This window comes from Petrotoga sp. DB-2 (assembly GCF_054051725.1).
In genome coordinates this window covers 1-24,663 of the sequence record NZ_JBSVZD010000001.1, presented here as the reverse complement: position 1 = coordinate 24,663, position 24,663 = coordinate 1, and the positions used below count along the sequence as shown (strand labels likewise).

General features: G+C 35.0%; 21 protein-coding genes and 2 tRNA genes. 12 read left to right on the top strand and 11 right to left on the bottom strand.

Features of this window, described 5'->3' with window-relative positions; genetic code table 11:
- Window positions 1-3: 3 nt before the first annotated feature.
- Window positions 4-1,368, top strand: a complete 1,365-nt coding sequence (gdhA, locus tag ACW9JY_RS00115; protein WP_103899101.1) for an NADP-specific glutamate dehydrogenase — start codon at window positions 4-6, stop codon at window positions 1,366-1,368.
- Window positions 1,369-1,393: 25 nt separating this feature from the next.
- Here gdhA and ACW9JY_RS00110 read toward each other — a convergent pair whose 3' ends face one another.
- The 8 genes from ACW9JY_RS00110 to ACW9JY_RS00075 all read right to left on the bottom strand — a co-directional run bounded on the left by ACW9JY_RS00110 (window position 1,394) and on the right by ACW9JY_RS00075 (window position 12,069).
- Window positions 1,394-2,257 carry a deoxyribonuclease IV gene (locus tag ACW9JY_RS00110; protein WP_457282933.1) on the bottom strand — a complete coding sequence of 288 codons (864 nt, stop codon included), beginning with the start codon at window positions 2,255-2,257 and terminating at the stop codon, window positions 1,394-1,396.
- Window positions 2,258-2,505: 248 nt separating this feature from the next.
- Window positions 2,506-3,858, bottom strand: a complete 1,353-nt coding sequence (locus ACW9JY_RS00105) for a GlmL-related ornithine degradation protein (RefSeq protein ID WP_457282932.1) — start codon at window positions 3,856-3,858, stop codon at window positions 2,506-2,508.
- Window positions 3,855-5,012 carry an aspartate aminotransferase gene (gene aspC / locus ACW9JY_RS00100; protein WP_457282931.1) on the bottom strand — a complete coding sequence of 386 codons (1,158 nt, stop codon included), beginning with the start codon at window positions 5,010-5,012 and terminating at the stop codon, window positions 3,855-3,857. The genes ACW9JY_RS00105 and aspC overlap by 4 nt, the downstream gene beginning before the upstream one ends.
- Before the next feature lie 244 nt (window positions 5,013-5,256).
- Window positions 5,257-6,597, bottom strand: coding sequence for a 23S rRNA (uracil(1939)-C(5))-methyltransferase RlmD (gene rlmD, locus ACW9JY_RS00095; protein WP_457282930.1), 1,341 nt, complete (start codon window positions 6,595-6,597; stop codon window positions 5,257-5,259).
- A 453-nt stretch (window positions 6,598-7,050) separates the two neighbouring features.
- Entirely contained in the window at window positions 7,051-8,346 is a 1,296-nt protein-coding gene (gene murD / locus ACW9JY_RS00090) for a UDP-N-acetylmuramoyl-L-alanine--D-glutamate ligase (protein WP_457282929.1), read from the bottom strand.
- Complete coding sequence (gene mraY, locus ACW9JY_RS00085; RefSeq protein WP_103899115.1) at window positions 8,343-9,287, bottom strand: phospho-N-acetylmuramoyl-pentapeptide-transferase; 945 nt, start codon at window positions 9,285-9,287, stop codon at window positions 8,343-8,345. The genes murD and mraY overlap by 4 nt, the downstream gene beginning before the upstream one ends.
- On the bottom strand, window positions 9,275-10,567 hold the full coding sequence (gene murF, locus ACW9JY_RS00080) for a UDP-N-acetylmuramoyl-tripeptide--D-alanyl-D-alanine ligase (RefSeq protein ID WP_103899116.1): 1,293 nt from the start codon (window positions 10,565-10,567) through the stop codon (window positions 9,275-9,277). The genes mraY and murF overlap by 13 nt, the downstream gene beginning before the upstream one ends.
- Window positions 10,567-12,069, bottom strand: a complete 1,503-nt coding sequence (locus ACW9JY_RS00075; protein ID WP_457282928.1) for a UDP-N-acetylmuramoyl-L-alanyl-D-glutamate--2,6-diaminopimelate ligase — start codon at window positions 12,067-12,069, stop codon at window positions 10,567-10,569. Before ACW9JY_RS00075 ends, murF begins: the two co-directional genes overlap by 1 nt.
- Window positions 12,070-12,319: 250 nt before the next feature.
- Between ACW9JY_RS00075 and ACW9JY_RS00070 the strand changes: the two genes are divergently transcribed.
- The 11 genes from ACW9JY_RS00070 (at window position 12,320) to rpmB (ending at window position 22,797) form a co-directional block, all read left to right on the top strand.
- Window positions 12,320-13,327 carry a hypothetical protein gene (locus ACW9JY_RS00070; protein WP_457282927.1) on the top strand — a complete coding sequence of 336 codons (1,008 nt, stop codon included), beginning with the start codon at window positions 12,320-12,322 and terminating at the stop codon, window positions 13,325-13,327.
- 301 nt (window positions 13,328-13,628) lie between these two features.
- Window positions 13,629-14,351: a nucleotide exchange factor GrpE gene (locus ACW9JY_RS00065; protein WP_103079353.1), complete on the top strand. Its 723-nt coding sequence runs from the start codon at window positions 13,629-13,631 to the stop codon at window positions 14,349-14,351.
- On the top strand, window positions 14,351-15,487 hold the full coding sequence (gene dnaJ / locus ACW9JY_RS00060) for a molecular chaperone DnaJ (protein WP_342750141.1): 1,137 nt from the start codon (window positions 14,351-14,353) through the stop codon (window positions 15,485-15,487). The genes ACW9JY_RS00065 and dnaJ overlap by 1 nt, the downstream gene beginning before the upstream one ends.
- Before the next feature lie 21 nt (window positions 15,488-15,508).
- On the top strand, window positions 15,509-16,405 hold the full coding sequence (locus tag ACW9JY_RS00055) for a YitT family protein (RefSeq protein WP_103079352.1): 897 nt from the start codon (window positions 15,509-15,511) through the stop codon (window positions 16,403-16,405).
- Between the two features lie 17 nt (window positions 16,406-16,422).
- The gene (locus tag ACW9JY_RS00050; protein WP_103899121.1) at window positions 16,423-17,772 is read left to right on the top strand and encodes a hemolysin family protein; all 1,350 of its coding nucleotides are present in this window, start codon (window positions 16,423-16,425) and stop codon (window positions 17,770-17,772) included.
- Window positions 17,762-18,160 carry a cytidine deaminase gene (gene cdd / locus ACW9JY_RS00045; protein ID WP_103076239.1) on the top strand — a complete coding sequence of 133 codons (399 nt, stop codon included), beginning with the start codon at window positions 17,762-17,764 and terminating at the stop codon, window positions 18,158-18,160. Before ACW9JY_RS00050 ends, cdd begins: the two co-directional genes overlap by 11 nt.
- A 375-nt stretch (window positions 18,161-18,535) precedes the next feature.
- Entirely contained in the window at window positions 18,536-19,066 is a 531-nt protein-coding gene (locus ACW9JY_RS00040; protein WP_457282926.1) for an NUDIX domain-containing protein, read from the top strand.
- Window positions 19,067-19,096: 30 nt separating this feature from the next.
- Window positions 19,097-20,563: a glutamate--tRNA ligase gene (gene gltX, locus ACW9JY_RS00035; RefSeq protein WP_457282925.1), complete on the top strand. Its 1,467-nt coding sequence runs from the start codon at window positions 19,097-19,099 to the stop codon at window positions 20,561-20,563.
- A gap of 14 nt (window positions 20,564-20,577) precedes the next feature.
- Entirely contained in the window at window positions 20,578-21,969 is a 1,392-nt protein-coding gene (cysS, locus tag ACW9JY_RS00030; RefSeq protein WP_457283039.1) for a cysteine--tRNA ligase, read from the top strand.
- A 96-nt stretch (window positions 21,970-22,065) separates the two neighbouring features.
- Window positions 22,066-22,467, top strand: a complete 402-nt coding sequence (locus ACW9JY_RS00025; protein ID WP_457282924.1) for a chemotaxis protein CheX — start codon at window positions 22,066-22,068, stop codon at window positions 22,465-22,467.
- A 138-nt stretch (window positions 22,468-22,605) separates the two neighbouring features.
- Window positions 22,606-22,797: a 50S ribosomal protein L28 gene (gene rpmB / locus ACW9JY_RS00020; protein WP_103076214.1), complete on the top strand. Its 192-nt coding sequence runs from the start codon at window positions 22,606-22,608 to the stop codon at window positions 22,795-22,797.
- A 43-nt stretch (window positions 22,798-22,840) separates the two neighbouring features.
- On the opposite strand, the gene ACW9JY_RS00015 is transcribed toward rpmB, so the two are convergent.
- From ACW9JY_RS00015 to ACW9JY_RS00005, 3 genes are all read right to left on the bottom strand, one after another.
- Window positions 22,841-22,917: transfer RNA gene (locus ACW9JY_RS00015), tRNA-Arg, on the bottom strand.
- A 24-nt stretch (window positions 22,918-22,941) separates the two neighbouring features.
- A tRNA-Ser gene (locus ACW9JY_RS00010) sits at window positions 22,942-23,031 on the bottom strand.
- Window positions 23,032-23,100: 69 nt separating this feature from the next.
- Window positions 23,101-24,624: a sensor domain-containing diguanylate cyclase gene (locus ACW9JY_RS00005; RefSeq protein ID WP_457283038.1), complete on the bottom strand. Its 1,524-nt coding sequence runs from the start codon at window positions 24,622-24,624 to the stop codon at window positions 23,101-23,103.
- Between the last annotated feature and the right edge of the window lie 39 nt (window positions 24,625-24,663).

Sequence of the window (24,663 nt, the reverse complement as noted above, 5' to 3'; positions counted from 1 at the left end):
ACCATGCGAGACTCTATTGAATTGACCCAAGAAAATTATGTTGACAGCATAATTGAAAGGGTAGTTGTTATGAATCCTGGAGAAACTGAGTTTCACCAGGCGGTACGTGAGGTTCTTGAAAGTATCAAACCGGTTGTTGAACTGTATCCTGAATTTGAAGAAAACGGGATTTTAGAAAGGTTAACTGAGCCTGAAAGGCAGATTATCTTTCGTGTTCCATGGGTAGACGATCAAGGGAACGTTCATGTTAATAGGGGATACAGAATAGAATTTAACTCCGCATTAGGGCCTTACAAAGGGGGGTTGCGTTTTCATCCCACTGTATATCCTGGAATCATGAAGTTTCTTGCATTTGAACAAACTTTCAAAAATGCTTTAACTGGAAGGCCTATAGGTGGAGCAAAAGGTGGCAGTGACTTCGATCCAAAGGGGAAGTCAGATTCCGAAGTTATGAGATTTTGTCAAAGTTTTATGACTGAACTATATAGACATATAGGGGCACAAACGGATATTCCAGCAGGAGATATAGGTGTTGGGAACAGAGAAATAGGGTATCTCTTTGGTCAATACAAAAGAATTACCAACCGTTTTGAAGCTGGCACCCTAACAGGAAAAGGTGTAGATTGGGGTGGAAGTTTAGCGAGAACAGAAGCAACAGGGTATGGATTGGTTTATTTTGTTGAAGAAATGCTAAAAGATGTTGGTGAAACATTCGAAGGCAAGAAGATAGTAGTTTCTGGATCTGGAAACGTGGCTATTTACACTGCTCAAAAAGTTGTAGAACTCGGCGGAAAGGTTATAGCCCTTAGTGATTCAGATGGAATGGTATACGATCCAGAAGGAATAGATTTAAATTCTGTAATTGAGATAAAAGAAAAAAGAAGGGGAAGAATAGTTGAGTATCTCAAAACTCATCCTTCGGCAGAGTATAACGATAACAGTAAAAATATTTGGAAAATTGAATGTGATATTGCCTTCCCATGTGCCACTCAAAACGAAATTGATATAGAAGAAGCAAAAACACTTGTAAATAACGGTGTTTTAGCGGTTGCAGAAGGTGCTAATATGCCGTGCACTCCAGAAGCTATTGAATGTTTCCAAAAAAATAACGTTATGTTTGCCCCAGCTAAAGCTGCCAACGCTGGAGGTGTTGCTACCTCTGCCTTAGAAATGACTCAAAATAGTATGTGGGAGTCTTGGAGTTTTGAAGAGGTAGATAAAAAACTACGAGAGATAATGAAGAACATCTACAGTAGTATAAAGACGACAGCTGAAGAGTACAAGAAAGACGGAGATCTTGTTTTTGGGGCTAATGTGACAGCTTTTCTAAAGGTAGCAAGAGCAATGATGGATCAAGGGATTGTTTAAAAATACCCCCAGATGGGGGTATTTTTTAAAGCTTTCCTAATTCTTTGAAGATCTCTTTTACTACTTTGATGTCTTGGCTATGCTCCGGATCATCTCCTGGGGTTTCAAGTATCAGAGGTAGCTTAGATATTTCATCGAAAGAGAGGAAGGTTTTAAATCCTTCTTTTCCTATGTATCCTTTGCCTATAAATTCGTGTCTGTCTTTAGCAGCGCCTACGTCATATTTTGAGTCGTTTAGATGGATCATTTTCAGTTTATTTAAGCCGATGTATTTGTCAATTTCGTCTAATAGTCTTTGTACCTCTTCTTTTTTTCTTATGTCGTACTTAGAATCGAATCCATGGCAGGTATCGTAAGTTATGCCTAATCTTTCTTTCCATGGTGAATTGTTTATTATTCTTCCTAGTTGTTCCATGGAGTATCCTATGTTTGAACCTTTTTGTGCAACGTTTTCGAGCAAGATAGTTACTTTTGTATTCTGGACTTCTTTGAAGATGGTATCTAACCCTTCTAATATTTTGTTTATGCCGAATCCTTCTCCTTCGCCTAAATGGCTTCCTGGGTGGAAGTTGTAGTGGTGTATTCCTAATTGGTCTGTGGCTTTTATTTCTTCTATCATTGCATTTATGGATTTTTCTCTGATGTCGTCTTTTGGAGAGGCGAGGTTTATTAAGTAGCTTGAATGAACTAAGACGTCTTCAAAATTTATGTTGAATTCGTTCATTGCGTTTTTGAAGCCTTCTACATCGCTTTCTTTTGGTGGGTTTACTTTCCAAACCCGTGGTGAACTTGTGAAGATTTGGAAGGTGTTGCCTCCAATGTTTGCTGTGTCAGGAGGGACTTTTTTGAAGCCTTTTGAGATTTTCATATGTGCGCCGATTTTTATCATTTTTTTTCACTCCTAGTCTTTTGATATGCGGCCCTTTCCCCCGCACCCCACCCATCTAAGGAAGGACCTGCGGTCCTTTATAACCAACAAGGGGAGAGGGCTCCGCCATGTAACCCTTTTAAAAGTAATATCTTATTTTTGAAAGATGAACTTTTTTGTAAGCTGAGCTTACTCTTTATAAAACAGCGCCCTTCTACCCCGCGCCCCACCCATCTAAGGAAAGGAGGGCTTCGCCCTTAAACCCCACCCTATACCCATTCTATATCATTTTGTAGAATTTTCTTTGCTATTTCTTTGTCGAGGTTTGCGATAACACCTATGTTAGCGAATATGTAATTTTTGTCGTAGGCGAAGGTTACCTCTTTTGATGGTAGTAATAGGTCATCTGAATTTTTTAACTGTTTTAAGCTTTCAAATATCTCTTTTTTGTATTTTGACCTTGATAGTATTCCTCCGGTGCCAAAGATGATTTTAACCGCGGTTAAATCTTTTCCCTGAGCCACCTTTTTTCTTCCGGTGGGGGTAAAGATGTAATCAATTCTTCCAGCGTGTCTTTTTAGGGATGTCAAGAAACAAAACTTTGCTAAATAAGCAGCAAATTTTTCTTGTTCGTTGTTTTGTGGATAAGGGGATAGATTTTTTAGTATCTCTTCGTAGTTTTCAAAGTCTTTTTTTATTTGTTCTTTGCCTATCATTTCAACTACGTTATGTGCGTTTACGTATATTCCCATGTCTCCATCGACTGTTCTTTTGGAACGGGGTTGTGGAGATACTAAAATCTTTTGAATTTCTGGTGAACCATCGGTAACAGAGTCTATATCCGTGGTGGCTCCTCCAATGTCAACTGTTAGAACATCTCCATACAGTTCATTTAGTAATTCAGTGGTGTTCATAACAGCCGCAGGGGTAGGAATGACTTCTTCATCCACTACATCATAGATTTTTTCCATACCTGGGGCATGAATTATGTGTTTCGAGAAAACCTCTTGGATTATTTTTCTTGCCGGTTCAACGTTGAGGTGATCTATTTTAGGGTAGACGTTTTCTGTTATTATTATATTTTTGTTCTTTTCTTTGAAGATTTCTTCTATTTCTTCTTTTACAGCAGTGTTTCCTGCGTATATTATGGGGATGTCTAAAGGCAAGTTAGAGAGTAATTCAGCATTGTAAAGAACGGTTTCTGCTTCTCCGTAATCGACTCCACCTGATAAGAGAATCAATTTTGGCTTAATCTTTAAAATTTGCTTCAAATGGGTTTCTCTAAGTTTGCCGGATGTGATGTATTTTAAAATAGCCCCAGCTCCTAATGCCGCTTCTTTCGCTGCCCTGACTGTCATATCGTACACCAATCCATGGACCGTCATACTTAGCCCACCTGCAGCAGAAGAGGTTGCTAAAAATTTTTCCCAACTTATTTTATCTTTAACTTTTTCTTCCATATTTTTTAGTGCCTTTTCTATTCCAATGGTTACATCACCTTTGTCTATGGTTGTGTAACTTTCTGTTTGAGCTATTATTTTAACGCTCTTTTCCGTGAGTTGGTAAGCTGTGATCACGGTTGTTGTACTTCCTATCTCAGCTACTAATAAATCAATTTTCATACGTTTTCCGTCTCCAAATCCGTTAGGAACTTTTTAAGTATTTCGACCGCCTTTTGCAAATCATTCATAGAGGCTGCAAAAGAAAGTCTGATGTGCCCGTCAGAAAAGAAAGCCGAGCCTGGAACGACTGCCAGACCATAATCGAGTAATTTTTCACAGAATTCTTTATCGTTCAATCCATACTTCGATATGTCTATAAAATAATAGAAAGCACCTTTTGGTTTGTGAAAAGTTAAACCGAGTTTTATGAATTCAGCGTACAAGTAGTCCCTTCTTTTTTTGAATTCTTTTACCATGTAAGAATTGTCTATTTCTAAGGCTTTAAGTGCAGCATATTGAGAGGGTGTGTTCACATTAGAAGTTGAATGAGATTGAATTTTAGCCATCTGAGTTATGATTTTTTCGTTGGCAATCGTATATCCCACTCTCCATCCCGTCATTGACCAGGTTTTTGAGAAACTGTTTATAAATATTGTTCTATCTCTTGATTTTTCAAAGTTTGCCATAGAGGTGTAGTTACCGTCATAAACAAGGGCATCATATACTTCATCACTTAAGATTATAAAGTCATGATCGATGGAGAGTTTTGAGATAAAGCTCAAAAACTCTTTATCGTAAACCACACCTGTTGGGTTGTTGGGAGAATTAATTATAATAGCTTTTGTTTTTTTGGTGATGGCTTTTTCTAACTGTTTTTTTTCTGGTATGTAGTTATTTTCTTTCGTAGTTTTAACGTGAACGGGAATTCCACCAACCATTCTGATTTGTGCGTCGTAACTGACCCAAGATGGATCAATCACTATTATTTCATCGCCCGGGTTTGTTATCAAAAAGAGCGAGTTAAATAGAGCTTGCTTTCCTCCATTAGTTACGATTACGTTGTTCTCATTGTAATTAGTTGAGTATTTTTTATTTATATATTGAGCTATCTTTTGTCTGAGTTCTTTTATTCCTTTGTTGTCGGTGTATTTGGTTTTTCCTTCTTTCATGGCTTGGTAAGCTGCGTTTATTATAGGTTGCGGAGTCTCAAAATCAGGTTCTCCAGCTGTCAGCCTGACTATTTCGTACCCTTTGTTTTGTAGTTCTAAAGCCTTTGAGTTTAACTCGATAGTTGCAGATGGTTGTAATGATTCTATTTTAGTAGAAAATTTCATAGAAGCCTCCTTTCAATTGTTGAGGGCTTTACCCTGAACCCTTTTAAAATTGAAACCTTATTTTTGAAAGAGGAAATTTTTTGTAAGCTATGCTTAGTCTTTATTAGCGCCCCTTCGCCCCGCTCCCCACCCGTATGGAAAAGGAACATTATTTGCTCTCCTTCGCCCCGCATCCCGCCCATTTAAGGAAAGGGACCTGCGGTCCCTAACCCAGCAAGGGAAGTTCTTTGACCTGTAACTCACTTCATTTTTTTTCTAAAATGCCAACGTTTTCGATGTGGTATGAGTGTGGAAACATATCAAATGGTTGAACTGATTTTAGAGTGAATCCATTTTTTGTAAATATATTGAGATCTCTGGCAAAAGTTGAAGGGTCACAAGATACATAGATTATCCCTTTTTCTGCCATAGAAGATAGTAATTGGATCTCTTTCTTTTCCAAACCTTTTCTTGGGGGATCTAAGATGACATAGTCAAATCTTTTATCGGAATTTTTCATGAGATACGGTTTTGAACTTGCTAATATGAAATTAACGTTTTTAATAAAGTTTATATGAGAATTTGAGATCGCCGCTTTTACTGAAACTTTGGAGGTTTCAACGGATTCTATATGTTTAAAGAGCGGTAAAAAGTATATTGAAAATAGTCCAACACCAGAGTATAAGTCTAACATAGTGTCATCTTTTTGTGTGTTGTTTTTGAAATATTCTAATATGTGCCTTAATAGCTTTTGTGTAACATTGTAGTTGTTTTGAAAAAAAGCAGTTGGTGGAATTTGGAATTTAAAATCATCAAACTCCTCATTTAATACTCCTTCACCGAGAAGCGTTTTGTAAGGTCCCCGTAGTACAACGCTATCGGAACTGTTCATCAAGTGAATGAGTGAATAAGGATGGAAATTCTGTTGAAAAAACTGTTTTATCTCTTCTTCATAAGGCAAATACTCTGTGTTGGTAACTATAATAACCATCGTTTGATTTTTGGAAAAGGATCTTCGGATGACTAAATGTTTCAAGATTCCTTTTTTTGAGTTTTTGTCGTATATTTCGATATTCAATTTATTAACTAGTTCTCTGAATTTATTTCTTATGTTATCAAATAAATTAGGTGAGATTGGGCATGAGTAGATATCAAGAACCTTGTTTGAATTGGCAATATTTAAACCTAATTTTAAGTTATTATTTTTCTGAAAAGCGTATTCCATTCTGTTTCTGTAACCCCAGATTAAATCGCTTTCGATTATGTCATTCACAAGGGAACTATCTAACTTACCGATTCTTTCTAACTGTTCTTTTACTATCTCTGTTTTTGATTTTAGTTGGGATTGATAATCATAATCGAGCCATTGGCAACCTCCGCATTCAGGGAAGTGTTTGCATTTGGAGGATACCCTTTGATGGGATGGTTGTATGATTTCTTTTAGATCCGCAAATACTAAATTTTTATTCGTTCTTGTTGGAATAACGGAGACAAACTCTCCAGGGTAAACGTTGTTTACCATGTAGATTTTGCCGGCATAACGTGCCATGCCGTATCCACCGTAGACTAATTTTTCGATGACGATTTTTACTTCTTCATTATCCATCTAAATGCCTCCAAGATATGGAATTATCAGGGACCTGCGGTCCCTAGCCCAGCAAGGGGAGGGCTTCGCCCTGTAACCCTTTTAAAATTAAAATCCTATTTTTGAAAAATGAACTTTTTTGTAAGCTATGCTTAGTCTTTATTAGCGCCCTTTCACCCCGCTCCCCACCCGTAAGGAAAAGGATCAATGTTTACGCCCCTTCCCCCCCTCCCCACCCATTTAAGGAAAGGGAGGGCTTCGCCCTGTAACCCTTTTAAAATTAAAATCCTATTTTTGAGAGAGGAACTTTTTTGCAAGCTAGCTTGGTTTTTATTAGCGCCCTTCCACCCCGCTCCCCACCCGTGAGGAAAAGGATCATTGTTTGCGCCCCTTCACCCCGCAGCCCACCCATTTAAGGAAAGGGTCTGGAGCCCCTTAAACCCAGCAAGGGGAGGGCTTCGCCCTGTAACCCATTTACGATTTTGCTACCAAAGAACTGAAATGTTCCCCTCTTTCTTCATAATTTTTATATTTATCAAAACTTGCGCCAGCTGGTGAAAATACTACATTGTCTCCAACTTCACATATTTCACTTAGGTATAAGAATACTTCTTCTAAATTACTTTTGAAGATAAATTTGTGATTCAATGGGTATTTTTTGACTTCTTTTTCCATTTCTCCAAATACTAATACGGCTTTGGCATATGTTTTAAGTTCTTCAATTAGTGGTGTTAAGTCTTCATTTTTAGGAATTCCACTTAAGATTGCTATATAACTCTTTCCTCTGAAACTTTTGTAAGCGTTGTAAGCGGAGTGAGCGTTGGTTGCTTTTGAATCGTTGAAATAATTGACTCTGTTTTTGCTTTTTATCAGTTCTAACCTATACTTTAGTGGTTTGAAAGAGTTTATTGCTTCTTCGATAATTTTTTCAGAGATTCCAAGATTTAACGTCGTCACTACTGATGCCAAGATGTCTTCTTTGAAGATGTCCAGTTCAAATATTTTGTTGTTGACATGTATTTTTTTGTCTCTGTATTTAATGTAGTTACCTTCAATTACGTCTTTAGAGAAAGTTATAAACCTTTCACTTGATTGATAATCTTTTAGATTTAAAAGATTCACAGAGTCTTCATTGATAACTGCCACTCCTCCTGATTTGAGGGTTCTTAACAATAAGTTTGCTTTGGTTTCGTAGTAATCATTCAAGTCTTTATGCCAGTTTAGATGATCGGGTGCTAAGTTCGTTAATACAGATATTTCAGGAGAAAACCATTTTGACCAGAATATTTGAAAAGAACTAACTTCAACTACGTAATAGTTTAAAGTTTCTGCTGCTTGGGCTAAGGGAACTCCAATATTACCCCCTACAAAGGTTAAAGAATCTGCGAATTTTAATATATGTCCTATTAAAGAGGTGGTAGTTGATTTCCCGTCGGTTCCTGTTATTCCAATAAAAACAGCTTTTTTGTTTGCTTTTTTTATACTTTCCCATGAATACTCTAATTCTGTAGTGTAATCGATATTATTTTCAAATATTATTTTAGCAGCCTTACTGTTTGGAGGGATGCCAGGGCTTACGATAGCCAAATCACAGTTTTTTAAAAGGTCGTTGTGGTCAGTTTCATATTGAATGTTGTTTTTCTTAAAGTATATTTCATCGCTTTTTTTAAAATCTCTGTCTTGACTGACAAAGATTTGATGGTTTGTTTTTAAAAGCTTCGTCAGTAACTCTGCGTTACTCTTTCCGTATCCTACAAGGCAAATCTTCACAATACTCCTCCTAAGGCGACTATTCCAGTTAATAAGTTTATAGTCCAGAATGTTAGAACGATTCGTTCTTCACTCCATTTTTTTAGTTCAAAATGATGATGAATTGGAGCCATTAAAAAGACTCTTTTTTTTCGTATTTTGAAACTTCCCACTTGTATTATAACGCTAAACATCTCTGTAATAAATATAAAACAGGTTAAAATAGTAAAAAGTTCAACAGAATAATATAACGCTAAAGAACCTAATATTCCACCTAAAGCTAAAGATCCAGTGTCTCCCATAAATATTTTTGCCGGTTTTATGTTGTAAAAGAGATACGCTATTACAGGCAATATCAATATGGGAATGTAATTAAAATTCACGCCTGCAATCAGTGTGGTGAATAGTGCTGATGTTACATAAATTCCTGCGGACAGTCCGTCTATTCCGTCAGTTAAATTTGTTGCGTTGGACATACCTGTTAGGTATATTATTCCCCACAGCGGATAGAAATATTTTAGGTCTAAGCTTTTAGTTGTGAAAGGTATTTTCAATATCGAATGGGGATTCATTTTTGATATGAGATATACTATAAAGATGGAGAATAAGAATTGCATTAACAATTTTTGTATGGCTGTTAACCCTGTTGAATCTTTCTTTTTTATACTCAGATAGTCATCGAGAAATCCAATAAACCCAAAAAGTAAAGTAGCAACTCCAATTATCAGAAATAAATCTTCATTTTGAATGAAGTAAGTGAGCATACTCAGAAAAAAAATAGCGAGAACGAATAAAATTCCCCCCATTGTAGGGGTTCCTTGCTTGTAATTATGAAGATCAGGACCTTCTTTTCTGATATACTGTCCAAATTGCCTTTTTTTTAACCATTTTATAAATATTGGATAGAGAAAAAGTAAAACAATAAAAGTTATTAACGTGATATAAAATATTAGTCTTTCCAAATTAAGTCACTTTCCTTGAGATATTTGTTTATTCCTGTAGCGTTAGATCCTTTTATATAGATCACTCCTTCGGTGGTGTTTGATATTATCTCATCAATTGTTTTTAGTTCTTGAAAGAAGGTAACTTTATCGTTTGATAGATAAGTGAATTTTTCTTGTGGATCATAGAAATAAATATGGTCAAAAATGTTTAAGGCTTCTGTTATAACTTTAATGTGGTATTCTTCACTGTATTTTCCTAATTCTTTTATTTCCCCCATTATGATAATTTTAGGGGAAAGACTAAATTTACTTATGCTGTTAAAAGCACTTTTAAAAGATTCGTACGATGCGTTGTATGAGTCGTTCACTATTAAAAGATTTCCACGTTTTATGGTTTGAAAACGGTCTTGAGGGATGTTAATGTTGGATAAATAGTATGGATCGATTGGTAAGTCGATGAATCTCAAAAACAACAATCCTGAAAGCAAGTCTAATATCTGACCTTCACTCCAGTAATTGTTCAGTGTTACCATGAAATCTTCTTTAAGAATTTTGGCGTAAACAGTTGTGGTGTGGTTTTCATTGTAATGGAAGCTTTGTAAAACGGCATCGTTTTCATCTTTGGTTCCAAAGGTTAGTTGTTTCAGATGCTTCGGCGCCAATTCTTTTAATATCGAGTAATCTCCATTGATTATCAAAACCCCTTTATCCATGCTACTTGTTATTTTCATCTTTTCCTTAGCTACCGTTTTTAAAGAATCTAAAAATTCCAAATGTGAAGCCCCTATGTTTGTGATGAATGCAACGTCTAATTTAAAGTATTTCGATAGAAATTCAATATCTCCTTTTTTTCTAAGACCCTCTTCTAGTATGACGGTTTCTTCATTGTTATAGTTGTTTAAAATTGATAAGGGTATTCCTATCTCTGTATTCAAGTTCATCTCGTTTCTAAAGGTTTTGAAATAGGCTAACAACAAATAGTATAAGCATTCTTTCGTGGTGGTTTTCCCGGTGGACCCAGTTATTCCAATCTTTAATTTAGCGTTTTGATTGATTAATGTGGAAGCAGAGATAAGCATTTCTTCCAAGACGCTGTTGACTTTTATTATTTTTTCTTTTGGAAAACCTGCAACATCTTTTTCAACAATTACATAAGACGCCCCGTTTTTCAATGCGTCGTTTATAAAAAGATGTCCATCTGTTTTCTCGCCTTTTAAACATAAAAACACGTCACCTTTGTTGACTTTTCGAGAGTCAATTTGAAAATTGTGGCCTTTATATTTTAACCGTTCTAACACTACCTTCCCGAACTCCTTTTTATTTTGTCAATTAGTTTTTTGGTCACTTCGTAATCGTTGAACTCAACCTTTTTTCCGTGGGCGAAGAGTTGGTATTTTTCATGACCTCTTCCCGCTATGATTACCATGTCGCCTTTGTTGGCAAATCTTAAGGCTGTGTCTATAGCAGTTTCTCTATCAGGTATGATGATGAAATGTTTATCTTTGTCTATACCTTTTGATACATCTTCTATTATTTGGTTGGGATCTTCGTCCTTTGGATCATCGTTGGTGAGAACTATGACGTCTGAATTCTCACTTACAACTTGTCCCATCAACTTTCGCTTTCCTTGGTCTGCGTTTCCACCGGCCCCAAATACTGTGATTATCCTACCTTCAGTTATTGACGAAGCGGTTTTTAATACTTCGTTAAGTGCATCAGGGGTGTGTGCAAAATCGATAACCGCAACAAATCCCAACGATTGACTGTTGGGAACGATTTGAAACCTTCCAGGGACACCTTTAAATGTGTAAATGGGATAGATGATTTTTTCAGGATCCAGCCCGAATAGGGTCGCTATTACAAAGGCATTTGTTATATTGTAAACGTTGAACTTCCCTATCAAGTGGGATCGTATTTCAAAACTTTTATTTTCCTTTGTTGTTATCGTGAATTTCATTTGTTGAAGCGTTTGTTCGTAATTATCTATAACAAAGTCTGCATTTTTTTTAAATCCATAGGTGATAACTTCTTTTCCGCTTTTAACGAAGTCTTCTTTGTTCAACCTGTCGAGATTTATTATTATTTTTCCTTCATCTTTTAAATAGTTTATCAGGGACAACTTGATATTTTTGTATTCTTCAAAATCTTTATGATAGTCCAAATGATCCCTTGTGATGTTTGTGAAAGATATGATATCGAATTTAAAGCCTTCAATTCTTCTTTGATGGATAGCATGGGAGGATACTTCCATGTTAATAAATTCAATATTATTTTCTTTGCTGTTTTTTAGTATTTTGGACAACTCTAAGATACTGGGAGTGGTGTTGTATGGTTCCTTAATTACCTCGTCTTTTATTTGAATTTCTACGGTACTTATTAGCGTCGAATCCTTATCTGATTTTTGTAAGATGTGATGAACTAAAGATACCGTTGTAGATTTACCGTTAGTGCCTGTTACTCCAAGTGTTTTAAAATCATCTGGAGAGATGTCGAATAATTTGTGAGATAAATCGGCAGCAGCCTTTTTAATATCGTCTACGATTATGTATTGCAGAGAATCATTTGTTGGAATCTTTTCTTCGTCTTGAGCAATTATTAATGAAGCACCTTTATTAAATGCTGAAAGGATAAAATCATGGCCATCGAAACGTGAACCTTTAAAAGCGATAAAAACATCGTCTTTTTCAACATTTTCACTGTTGTCTTTAATATCTGCTATATTCAATATCTCATTGTTGATTACTTTCTTTTTTATATTACCGTTTAAAAGTTGTATTAATTCGTTTGAAGGGATTTTCATTAATGTTGCCTCCTAAATAATTGCTTTTCTCATCACTAGTCTAAAGAAGGGGTCTACGGCCCTCAAGTGTTAAAATACTTATTCTATCTATGTTTGCGCCCCTTCGCCCCGCAGCCCACCCTTTTAAGGAGGGACCTGCATGTCCCTCACCCAAAAATTCTCTTGTTACAATGTAGTAAATTAATATATTTGACAATGTATATAAGACCTGGTATCATATTATTAGCACTTAATATGCAGGAGTGATAAAATGGCTAAGGTGCTACACGATAGACAAAAGGAAATTCTAAAAACTATTGTTGAATTATACATAAAAAACGAAAAACCAGTTAGCTCTGATGAAGTTTTGGAAAATTCAAATATAAAAGCTAGTAGTGCCACTATTAGAAACGATATGCAAAAACTCCAAAAATTAGGATACATTTATCAACAACACTCAAGTGGTGGAAGAATTCCTACAAATCCCGCTTTAAAGATCTATTTTCAAATGATAAAAGACGCCTACAACCAAGAGGATACACATATCGAAATTCCAAAAAAGTACAAGTTTTACGATTTGAATCTTATGTTTCAAAGTTTGAGTGAACTAATAGCCAATACCTTGGAAGGTTTGGTGATTTTTGAATATCCTAATCCAAAATATGTATATATAACACGGGTAACAGTTACCCCTTTGATGGATACAAATAACGTCATTACTATTTTAACAAATTTAGGTTTAGCTGTATCCAGGACGGTTGAAATATATGGTCTGCCACCTTCAAAGGAATTAGAAAATATTTTGAATAATGGTCTTGTTGGCAAATCTTTTCATTCACTTTTCATGTTTCTTTCAGCTCCAAAATTTGAAACAGAAGATCTAAGGGTGACTAATTTCATAGAGATTTTGGGGCATTTAACATCTGAGTTTAACAGAAAAAAATATATTATAAGCGGTCTTGAAAAAATCATTTCTCAATCTATTCCAGACTTGGAAGCTATCGAAACATTGGCTTCAATGGTTGAAAATGATACAATCAAAGAAGGGATATTTAAACTTTTAGATTTCACCGATGATATAGAAATATTATTTGGTGAAGATTTAAACTCTAAAGCGCTAAAAAAAATGGTATTTTTTTACACTACTTATAAATTAAATGCCGATCCCCTTGGCAGGGTGCTGTTTATAACTCAAAAATACTGTAATTATGAAAAAAATTACTATTTTTTGAGAGAGTATATTTCTAGGCTCTCAGAGATTATATCAAAAAATTTGTGAAAATGGTATATAATTTTGTTTATAGACTTAAGAGATAAAAGGTTTTAAAAGGGTCCCAGTTCGAAACTCTCTATGGGTGGGCTGCGGGGTGAAAGAGGCGCTAATAAAGATTAAGCGCAGCATAGAAAAAAGAACATCTTTCAAAAATAAGATTTCGATTTTAAAAAGGGTTCAGGGCGAAGCCCTCCCCATACTGGGTTTAAGGGGCTCCAGACTCTTTCCTTAGATGGGTGGGCTGCGGGGTGAAAGGGCGCAAACTTAAAAATAGTAATAATCAGTTTTTAGGAGGTGTTTCGCTGAAATGGAAAAAAGAGACAAAGCTGAAGAAAGAGAAGAAAGAGCACAGCGAGAAGAAAGAGAAGAAATGAAAGAAACAAAAGAGAAAGAATCAAATCAAGAAGATATCGAATCGTTGAAAAAGAAAGTAGAGGAATTGGAAAAAGAAAATAAAGAGCTGAAAAACGAGTTAAAAAAGGTAGAAAAAGAAAGAGATGAATTTAAAGAGTATTCTATATATCTTAAAACTAAATTTGAAGATTACAAAAATTTAGTGGAAAAAGAAAAAAAGCAAATAAAATTGAGTACAACAAAGAAGATAATAGAAAAATTACTTGTTCCTTTTGAAAAGTTGAAGCTTTCTTTGAATTACAAAGATGAACCTGAATTTGTTTCGGCAGTTGAGATGGTTTACAAAGACATGTTGAAGGTCTTTGACTCCTTGAAAATGAAATTTATCGTTCCTCAAAAAGGTGATCAATTCGATCCATTCGAACACGATGTTATTGACAAGTTTGAAACGAAAGAAGTGAACGAATACTGCATATACGATGTCCAATCAATTGGTTACAAATTGGAAGGCGAAGTAATAAAACCAGCAAGGGTTATAGTTGCTGTTAAACCGAAGGAGAACACCCCGAACGGGGTCAAGGGAAAAGTTGAAGACAAGAAAAACCCTTGTGACGAAAATGCCGGTTCCGAGGAACAAACTGCGGAAGGAATCGACTCAAAAGAAGGTGATAAATAATTATGGCTGAAAGAAAAGATTATTACAAAATCTTAGGAGTAGATAGAAATGCATCACAAGAAGAGATAAAAAAGGCGTATAGACAAAAAGTTAAAGAGTGGCATCCTGATAGACACCGTGAAAATAAAGAAGAGGCAGAGCGCAAATTTAAAGAGATTCAGGAGGCTTATGAAGTTTTAAGTGATCCACAAAAAAGGAAAGTGTACGATAGATTCGGGTTTGTACCAGAAGAAGGAACCGCCTATACAGGGCAAAGTAGTGCAGGCGGCGGCATAGGTGATATTTTTGGAGATATATTTGGAGAAGATTTTGGTGGAGGCCCATTCTCTGACTTTTTCGATATGTTCTTTGGTACACAAGGAAGCGGAGGTAGGTCTTCTTCTAGACAAAGAAACGTTGCCAAAGAACGTGGAGAAGATATTAATGTAGTAATCAGTTTAAAATTAGAAGAAATTATGTACGATGTTAAGAAAATTGTTGAGTACAACAGGTACGAAGTATGTCAGCACTGTCATGGTACCGGAGCAGAAAACGGCACCAGTTTTGAAACTTGTCCGAGATGTAATGGTAAAGGGGTTATAAGAGAGGAACAAAGGAGTTTTTTTGGTAGTTTTGTTAGAACATATACATGTCCAACTTGTAATGGAGAAGGTAGAATAATCAACCATAGATGTCCTTATTGTGCTGGTAGCGGAAAAGTTTTGAAAAAAGAAAAGATTGAAATTACGATTCCTGCAGGAGTTCCAAATAGCTATACTATGAGGATAAGAGGGAAAGGTAATGCAGGTAAGAACGGAGGTCCAAACGGTGATTTAATTGTTCAAGTAAGAGTTCTTCCCCATGAAAAATTTGTCAGAAAAGGGGCAGATTTAGAAACAGAGATCACGATAAATTATTTGAAAGCAGTTTTGGGAGGAACGGTCAAAATTCCCACGTTGGAGGGAGACATCGAAGAAGAATTACCAGAAGGAACCAACCCTGGAACCATTTTAAGGTTTAGAAATATGGGACTTCCGGAATTTGGTGGTGGCAAAAGAGGAGATTTATATGTCAAAATAAACGTGAAAATCAACAAGCCATCTAGAAAAGAGAAGAAGATCCTCAGCCAACTTTTAGAAGAAACAAATGTTGAATAATTCAGCTTGGGGGTATAAAGATTGAAATTTAATATCTCTGATCAAAAAATAGTTATCAAGGATTATATCATTATTACGGTGGGTACTTTGATAACTGCTATGGGTTTAGTTCTCTTCATGATCCCTTACAATATTATTGCTGGCGGAGTTAGCGGATTGGCTATAATATTAAATAATTTTTTTGGTTGGTGGGTAGGGATACAAATGTTCATTTATAATTTGATTTTGTTTTTTTTGGGGTTTTGGTTGCTTGGAATAGGATTTGGAATAAAGAGCATATACTCGGCTGCTTTGCTTTCTTTTTCCACCGATTTTTTTCAGCATGGTTTAGGCTTAGATCAACTGATCCCTACATTGATGAAAGAAACAGGAAATGCAGGTCTAGAAATGACCTTATTGGCTGCCTTTTACGGAGCTCTGATAGCTGGATTTGGCATGGGGCTAGTTATATGGAAAGGTGCAACTACCGGTGGAACAGATATAATCGCAATGATTTTCAACAAATATCTCTCTTTGAGTGTAGGTACGGGTCTTATGATTGCTGATACCGTTATAACCGCGTCTTCCATATTAATTAATCCCTTATTACCAATGTATGGAATAATCGCAATTTTCGTAACTGCAAAGACTATAGATGGGGTGATAGAAGGATTTGAATCGACAAGAACAATTTTGGTTATTAGCGATTATTATGATAAAATTAAAGAGGATATATATAGCAAATTAGATAGAGGAGTTACTTTTTTAAAAGGAGTAGGTAGTTACACTAATCAAGAAAAAAATGTTATAATGGTGACTATTTCCAGGTCAGAGATAGGCTTGCTTAAGAAGATTATAAGGGAGAGGGATAGCAACGCGTTTATGGTTATTTTGCCAAATAGTGAAGCTATAGGATATGGTTTCAAAAAAATATCGTAATAAGGAGATGATGGATAGTGGATGACCCCGGTGGTTTGTGGGGCTCATTAGTTTTGTTAATTGTTCTTTTGTTTCTTTCAGGATTTTTTTCTGGATCTGAAACTGCCTTGACTACAATAGGGAGATACAGGATAAGAGAACTGATCGATGAAGAAAAAGATGAGAAAAAAAGAAAAAAGTACCAACATTTTGTTGAAAATCCAAATCATTATTTAACTACGATACTTGTAATGAACAATCTTGTAAATATCTTAGCTACATCTACCGCAACAGTTTTTGCAGTGAGATTAATGCCATCTTCTCATAGTGGCGCTGTTGGTTTAGTAACGGCTATCATGACCATATTAATATTGATTTTTGGAGAAATAACACCTAAGGTATATGCTAGAGAAAATAGAGAAAAATATTTTAACTTTACCTTTTTCACAATCAATTTTTTAAATCAACTTTTAACACCTGTTGTATGGTTGCTTGTAAATCTTTCCAACGTGTTTATTAGACTTTTTGGTGGTGAGATCATCACCAATGCTCCACCACTAATCACAGAGGACGAAATAATTTCTTACTTGGACATAGGGCATGAAGAAGGGGTAATTGAGAAAAGTGAAAAGTACCTGATGCAAAGAAGTCTAGAAATGAAGGAGACTTCTGTTAAAGAAATTATGACTCCAAGAGTCGATATATTAGCCATTGAGGATACAAAAACTATGGAGGAATTGATCAAGATAATAAATGAAGAAGGATACTCGAGGATTCCTGTTTTCAAGGAAACGTTAGACAATGTTATTGGCATCGTTTACGCAAAAGATATTTTCAAAAAACTAGACGAGGTAAAAGATTTTACCAAATTGCAAAAATTAAAAGTTACGGAAATTATGCATAAACCATTCTTTGTACCCATAACGATGAAAATAAGAGATGTTTTTAGAATGTTTTTAAATAATCATACACATATGGCCATAGTTGTTGATGAATATGGAGGAACAGCAGGATTAGTTACTTTAGAAGATATAATAGAAGAGATGACCGGGGAAATTTTTGATGAGTACGATGACTATAGTGATGAAACTAATATAATAAGAGTAGCAGAAAATGTTATACTAGTGGATGGTACAACACCAATTAACGATGTCGAAAGAGAGTTGGACATAGAATTTCCAGAAACTGAGTTTGAAACCATTGGTGGATTTTTACTTGAAAGGTTCAAAAGATTTCCTAAACCTGGTGAGATATATTATCTGGAAAATTATGAATTCGAAGTAATTTCCGTAACCATTAACAAGATCGATAAAGTCAAAATAACTGTACATCCAAAAATGCAAACAGAAAACCAAGAAGGGAATGATAAAGAGAAGGATGAACGATAAAAATATTGTTGAAAAATTGTATGAAGAAGCTATGAAAACAAGAGAAAATGCATATGCACCTTATTCTAATTTTAAGGTAGGAGCATGTTTATTATCAAATGATGGAGAAATCTTTTCAGGTTGTAATGTGGAAAATGCTTCGTATGGATTATCTATTTGTGCTGAAAGAAATGCAATATTTTCTGCTGTTGCCAAGGGCAAACGTGAGTTCAAAGCTATGTTAATCGTTGCACAAGGTGAGGCACCTGTAAAACCATGTGGGGCATGTAGACAAGTAATGGCTGAGTTCGGGGATTTCGACGTTTATCTAGCAAATACAAAAGGGAAAATAGAAAAGACGAAAGTAAGTGAGTTACTACCAAATGCCTTTGGCCCCAAAGATTTGTGAAATAGGTAAAAATTTGTTAAATGCTGGGAGCTGTGGGAAAGCCTTTTATACTTCCTTATGGGCGGGGTAGCGGGGTGAAAGGGCGCTAATAAAGACTAAGCACAACATAGAAAAAAAGTTCACCTTTCAAAAATAAGATTTTGATTTTAAAATGGGTCACAGGGCGGAGCCTTTTTGCAGCTTTATGCAAAAAAGCTTCTTTATAATAAATTTTGATTTTGAACTTGGGGATCTTAAGGGGTTTACCCCTTAATGTTTGGGGTTAAGGACCGCAGGTCCCTTCCTAAAAAGGGTGGGCAGCGGGGCGAAGGGGCGCTAACACAAGTTTTAGAGTTTCTAAAAACAACAAAATCATAATTTAGGAGTCTAACTATTATGGATTTAATAGAAAAAGAGTTATCAAAAGAAGTTATTTTTAAGGGAAAAATCTTAGATTTAGAAAAATACAACGTAGAATTACCAAACAAAAACACATCAACCAGGGAAGTTGTTAACCATCCTGGAGCAGTAGCAATATTGCCAGTAGATAATGAAGGAAACATCTACCTCGTTAAACAATACAGATTCCCAATAAGAAAAGTATTAATAGAAATACCTGCAGGAAAGTTTGACTCACCTAATGAGAACCCTTTGGAATGTGGCAAAAGGGAATTAGCAGAAGAAATAGGAAAGCAAGCAAACAAATGGGTTGAGTTAGGATACATATACACAACCCCAGGTTTTTCAACGGAAAAAATATATTTATATCTGGCCAAAGAATTAACTGAAGTAGGAGTCAATCCAGATGATGACGAGTTTGTTGAAGTTTTAAAGGTAACAACAAATGAAATGAAAGATATGATAAAAAAAGTCGAAATTACAGATTCGAAAAGTATTTGCGCTTTCTACAAATATTTACTTCTTTAATAAAATCAAAAAATTTTGGAGGACGAAACAATGATCTCAAATACTGTAAGAACAAGATTTGCACCAAGTCCAACAGGGTATCTTCACGTTGGTGGAGCTAGAACAGCACTTTTTAACTATCTCTTTTCCAAAAAAAATGAAGGAAAATTTATCTTAAGAATTGAAGATACAGACATAGAACGTTCAACAAAAGAATCTGAAGATCAACTTATAAACACTCTAAAATGGTTGAATTTGAATTGGGATGAAGGGCCAATAAATGGTGGAGATTATGGACCTTATCGTCAGAGTGAAAGAATAGAAATATACCAACGAAGAGCAAAGGAACTAATAGAAAAAGGTAAAGCATACGAAGCATATATATCACCAGAAGAAATAGAAGAGGTAAAAAATCAGCTAATCAGCGGAGGTAAACCACCACATTATACCTATGATTTGATTTCAAAGTACAACACAGAGGAGAGAATTGAAGAGTACAATTACAAAGGGTTAAACCCCGTTGTTTTTTTGAAGATGCCTCAAAAAGATTATGAACTCGATGATAAAATAAAGGGTAAAGTTATCTTTAAGAAAGGTTCTATAGGTGATTTTATAATTCTAAGAAGCAACGGTATACCTACATATAATTTTGCTGTCGTTGTGGACGATATAGAAATGAAAATCACCCATGTTATCAGGGGGGACGATCATCTACCAAACACTTTGCGACAAATGGCAATTTATGAAGCTTTTGAGGTGGAACCCCCAATATTTGCACATGTTTCGATGATCTTAGGACCAGATGGGAAAAAATTATCCAAGAGACATGGTGCTACCTCTGTCGAAGAGTTTATGGTTCAGGGATATTTGCCTGAAGCTGTTGACAATTATTTGGCTTTGCTTGGCTGGTCTCATCCTGAAGGTAAAGAAATATTGCCTCTCTCTGAAATAATTGATAATTTTACTTTGGATAGAGTTAATTCAAGTCCAGCTATATTCGATGAGAAAAAATTAAAATGGATGAACGGGCAATATCTAAGAAATAAATCGTTGGAAGAAATCTATCAACTGGCTGAACCTTTTGTGATTGGATCAAAACTACTAAGTAAAGAACAATATGAAGTAAACAAAAAATGGGTTATTAAAGCTTTAGAAACTATTCTTTCTTCTGTTGAAATACTAAGTGAAATACCCGAAAAAATGGAAGTTTTTTTAAAAGATGTATTCCCAGATACAAATGATCCTGAATTTAAAGAATACTTCAATAAAAGAGGAGTAAAAGAAGCTATTAACTTAGTTTATAAGTATTTTAATGAAGATGACAAATGGGATGTACAAACGATAACGGAAAATTTAAAGAATGCCATGAATGAAGCCAATCCTCAAAAGAAACCATTTTACATGTCTTTAAGAAAAATTTTAACTGATTCATTTCATGGACCTGATTTGATAAATACGATATTTTTGTTAGGTAGAAACACGGTTTTGGAAAGACTCCAAAGGGTGATCGAGATTTGAAGCATCTTCCTATAATTAAAATATACGATACTTTAAGTGCACAACTAGTTGATTTAGTACCGGTGAAAGAAGGCGAAATAAAGATTTATCTTTGTGGACCGACGGTCTACAACTTGTTACACATTGGGAATGCCAGGCCTATTATAATATTTGATGCCTTTAGGCGTTTTTTGGAATATATTGGTTACAAAGTTACATTAGTACAGAACTTCACCGATATAGACGATAAGATCATCGATCAAGCAAAAAAAGAGAACCTACCTTTCGAAGAGGTAGGGAAAAGATATATAATTGAGTATTGGAGAGACATGACGGCTCTTAAAGCAAGGGCTTTTAATTTTCACCCAAAAACTACCAACTATGTTGATGAAATTATTTCTTACATAAAGGAACTTGAAGAAAAAGGTTACGCCTATAAGGCTGAAAATGGCGATGTTTACTTTGAAGTGGGAAAATTTTCAAAATATGGAGAGTTATCCCACAGAAAGATTGAAGATCTGAAAGTAGGGGTCAGAGTAGAAGTTTCTGAATACAAAAAAAATCCTTTGGACTTCGCCCTATGGAAATCTTCAAAAGAAGGAGAACCGTTTTGGGAAAGTCCATGGGGAAAAGGCCGCCCGGGATGGCACATAGAATGTTCTGTTATGTCTTCTGAAATATTGGGAGATATCTTCGATATTCATGCGGGAGGGAACGACCTTATCTTTCCTCATCACGAGAACGAGAGGGCTCAAGCTATAGCAAAAAGTGGTAAAGATTTTGCAAAATATTGGATGCACAACGGAATGATTCGTATGGCACAAGATAAGATGTCAAAATCCTTAGGGAACGTTTGGTATTTAAGAGACCTTTTGAAAAAATTTGATTCGGATGTCTTAAAAATTTTTGTACTCAGCAAGCACTATCGGATACCTATAGATGTAAGTGAAGAATTGCTTCATAACCAAGAGGTATCAGTTAATAGAGTTAAAGAATCATTGAATGACGCTGAAGCTTTCTTTAACGGAAAAGTCCCTTATCCTCGGGAAATGAATTGTTTTAAGGAACAAGAAGAATATCTCATTAGTAATCTTTCAAATGATTTTGATACACCTTCAGTTGTAGCAAGAATCTTTGAATTATCGAGAGATTTAAACAAAGCGTTAAATTCACGTGATGAAGAAACAATAAAAAATAATTATTATATAATAAGGAATATTTATGGAAGTATTTTAGGGGTTTTTGAAACTAATGAACAAATGCAGAAGAACAAGGTAGAATTAAATCAATTAATGGAAATTATTCTAAACGTAAGATCTGCTCTTAGAGAAGAAAAGTTATACAATCTTTCTGACTACATAAGGGATAACTTAAGCAAAATTGGTATAGAAATAAAAGATACCCCTGAAGGAACAAAATGGTCTTAGAACTGGAGGTGCTATTAAATAGACGTTAATATAATAAATTCAGTACTGGCCTCTCTCAAAAATACCTTTAAGATAATCACAAAGATAGATATTCAATTGGAAAAGCCCTCTATTGTTAAAGAAATTGAAAAGCATTACGATGTGGTTACTAATATAGGTTTTACAGGGGAACTTGAAGGAAATATTCTTTATTCCTTTACCGAGAATGTCGCAAAGGATATAGTTAATAATATGATGGATGGTATGATGAAAATAGAGGAGATTAATGATATGGCTATCAGCGCTATAGGAGAACTTGGCAACATGGTTTCTGGTTCCATAGCAACTAATCTTGAAAAATATGGTTATAATATAGTTGTAACTCCTCCATCCGTATTTACTGGCAAGATTGTAAAAGTGAATTCTAAAGGTGTTATATTGGGGTTTCCCGTTTACGTTTCTGGTGACAACGAAATGGATTTGTACTTTATTTACAGAGAAGCGAACAAGGATTTTTAGGAAGGGAAATTCGGCTTATCGTTATAAAAAAAGTTATGGCAAAAGGTTAATTTAAATATGAGATTTAAAGAAAGTTGATTATTAATTAGTAGAATTTCTAAAGACACAAAAAAGTGCAGAGGCTAAGGAGGAATATAAATGTCTAGAAAATGCGAGATATGCGGAAAAAGTCCGGCGACTGGAAACACCGTTGCTAAATCAAAAGTAACGACAAGAAGAGTATGGAAGCCTAACCTTCAAAAGATAAGAGTAGTAACCGACGAAGGTACAGTAAGAAAAATGTATGTTTGTACGAAATGTTTAAAATCTGGAAAAGTTCAAAAGGCATAAACAAAAATCGGTCTAAAATAAGACCGATTTTATTTTCATAATTTGGCGTGCCTGGCCGGATTTGAACCGGCAACCTCCGGATCCGCAGTCCAACGCTCTATCCAATTGAGCTACAGGCACATTAATACAATAATTGATAAAAAATGGCGGAGAGGGAGGGATTCGAACCCTCGGTAGAGTCACCTCTACACTTGCTTAGCAGGCAAGCGCCTTCGGCCACTCGGCCACCTCTCCGTGATTTTTGCTTCTTATTCAACCCTGAAATATTATAGCATTGATATTCTCAACTGTCAAGGAAACATTTCATTTCTTTGCTTTTTTCATTTCGTACATCTTATTATCAGCTTCTTTTATTAATAATTCAAGGTTTATATCCTTTTGAAAGTCTCTGTATTCTGAAACACCGTAACTTAAATCAATCCTCATGTTACCATCCACTTTTACCTCTTTGAGTTGGCTTAAAATTCTTTGAAAAATCTTGTGAACATCAACTTCTTCAGCGTTTGGAAGCCCTAAAATGAATTCGTCTCCACCTACTCGTATTATCAAATCAGATTCTCTTAAAGTACTTTTTAATACATCTGTTACCTTTTTTAGAATATAATCTCCTACATCGTGGCCATGATTGTCGTTTATGTATTTAAGATTGTCTACATCAATAAAAACAATAGATAGAGGCTCTTGCCTTCTTTTGGCAAGTTGAAAATATTTTTCTAAAGCATAAAAACCTGCTCTTCTGTTATAAGAACCTGTTAAATCGTCGAAAGTAGCATATTTTTTAAGTATTTCTTCAACTTTTTTCTTTTCAGTGATGTCTGTTATGACTAAAATAATTCTGCTTCCATCATCTTCTTCATACGTTACACCCGTAATTAAAACTGGAACTTTGTTACCGCTTTTCGTAACTAAGTTAGATTCGAAAGAAATTGCATTATGGGTGCTTCTTTTTAGATTTTGAATATTTTCATAAAAACTTTCACAATGTCTTTGATCTATAACTTTTTTTAAATCTGAGATTTCTTCTTCAAACTTAACCATTTTGTAGAATGATTTATTAGCATATTTAATGTTAAAATCAAAATCTAATAAAACCAGGCCTTGTCCCATGTTTTCAACAACTTTTTCAATAAAATCTTTCTCTTTCTTCATTTCTTCAATTTGTTTCTTATCTTCAGTTAGTTCTAAATAAGTACCAACCATATTCAAAGGTAGTCCAAACTTGTTTCGTTCTAAAACTTTACCCCTTGAAAGAAACCATTTGTCATTATTGTTCACATCTTTTATGCGGTACGCTCCTTCAAATTTGCTTGTTTTAGTCAAAAAATGTTCTCTCATATTTTTTATTACCAATTCTGTGTCTTCTTCATTGATCGACTCTTCGAATTTGCTCCATTTGCCTTCAAATGGGTCTGTGGTGTATCCTAAGATTTCTTTGTATCTTTCGTCATAATTGAATTTACCGGAGTTCACATCCCATTCCCAAATTCCTATTTGAGAGACTTCTAAAGCTTTTCGAATAGTTCCTTGGTTTTTTTGAATGATTTCGATCTCCTTTTTGTACTTTTCACTTTCACTTAAATCTTTTCCAATTAATATGTAAAGGTTTTCATCGTTTGGCCGGAAATTTTCTAATTTGAATTCAAAAGGTGTTTCTTCTCCATTTCTGTTGGGAAAGTATGATTTAAAAATCAACAACTTGCTCTGATTGTGCCTTCTAAAGAAATATTCGATCTGTTTCTTAACGTCAATTTCAAAAAAAGTTATGATATCTTTACCGATAAAATCTTTTGGTTCTCTTCCAAAAAGTGTGGGTAGAAAAAATGAAATATGAACAAATGATTAAATAATCTGGTATCATGTAAGAAA

Excerpts from the sequence above, each read along its gene's own strand:
- gdhA (WP_103899101.1), top strand. The coding sequence starts at position 4 with ATGCGAGACTCTATTGAATTGACCCAAGAAAATTATGTTGACAGCATA.
- ACW9JY_RS00110 (WP_457282933.1), bottom strand. The coding sequence starts at position 2,257 with ATGATAAAAATCGGCGCACATATGAAAATCTCAAAAGGCTTCAAAAAA.
- ACW9JY_RS00105 (WP_457282932.1), bottom strand. The coding sequence starts at position 3,858 with ATGAAAATTGATTTATTAGTAGCTGAGATAGGAAGTACAACAACCGTG.
- aspC (WP_457282931.1), bottom strand. The coding sequence starts at position 5,012 with ATGAAATTTTCTACTAAAATAGAATCATTACAACCATCTGCAACTATC.
- rlmD (WP_457282930.1), bottom strand. The coding sequence starts at position 6,597 with ATGGATAATGAAGAAGTAAAAATCGTCATCGAAAAATTAGTCTACGGT.
- ACW9JY_RS00075 (WP_457282928.1), bottom strand. The coding sequence starts at position 12,069 with ATGAAAATCCCTTCAAACGAATTAATACAACTTTTAAACGGTAATATA.
- ACW9JY_RS00070 (WP_457282927.1), top strand. The coding sequence starts at position 12,320 with ATGGCTAAGGTGCTACACGATAGACAAAAGGAAATTCTAAAAACTATT.
- ACW9JY_RS00065 (WP_103079353.1), top strand. The coding sequence starts at position 13,629 with ATGGAAAAAAGAGACAAAGCTGAAGAAAGAGAAGAAAGAGCACAGCGA.
- cdd (WP_103076239.1), top strand. The coding sequence starts at position 17,762 with ATGAACGATAAAAATATTGTTGAAAAATTGTATGAAGAAGCTATGAAA.
- ACW9JY_RS00040 (WP_457282926.1), top strand. The coding sequence starts at position 18,536 with ATGGATTTAATAGAAAAAGAGTTATCAAAAGAAGTTATTTTTAAGGGA.
- gltX (WP_457282925.1), top strand. The coding sequence starts at position 19,097 with ATGATCTCAAATACTGTAAGAACAAGATTTGCACCAAGTCCAACAGGG.
- rpmB (WP_103076214.1), top strand. The coding sequence starts at position 22,606 with ATGTCTAGAAAATGCGAGATATGCGGAAAAAGTCCGGCGACTGGAAAC.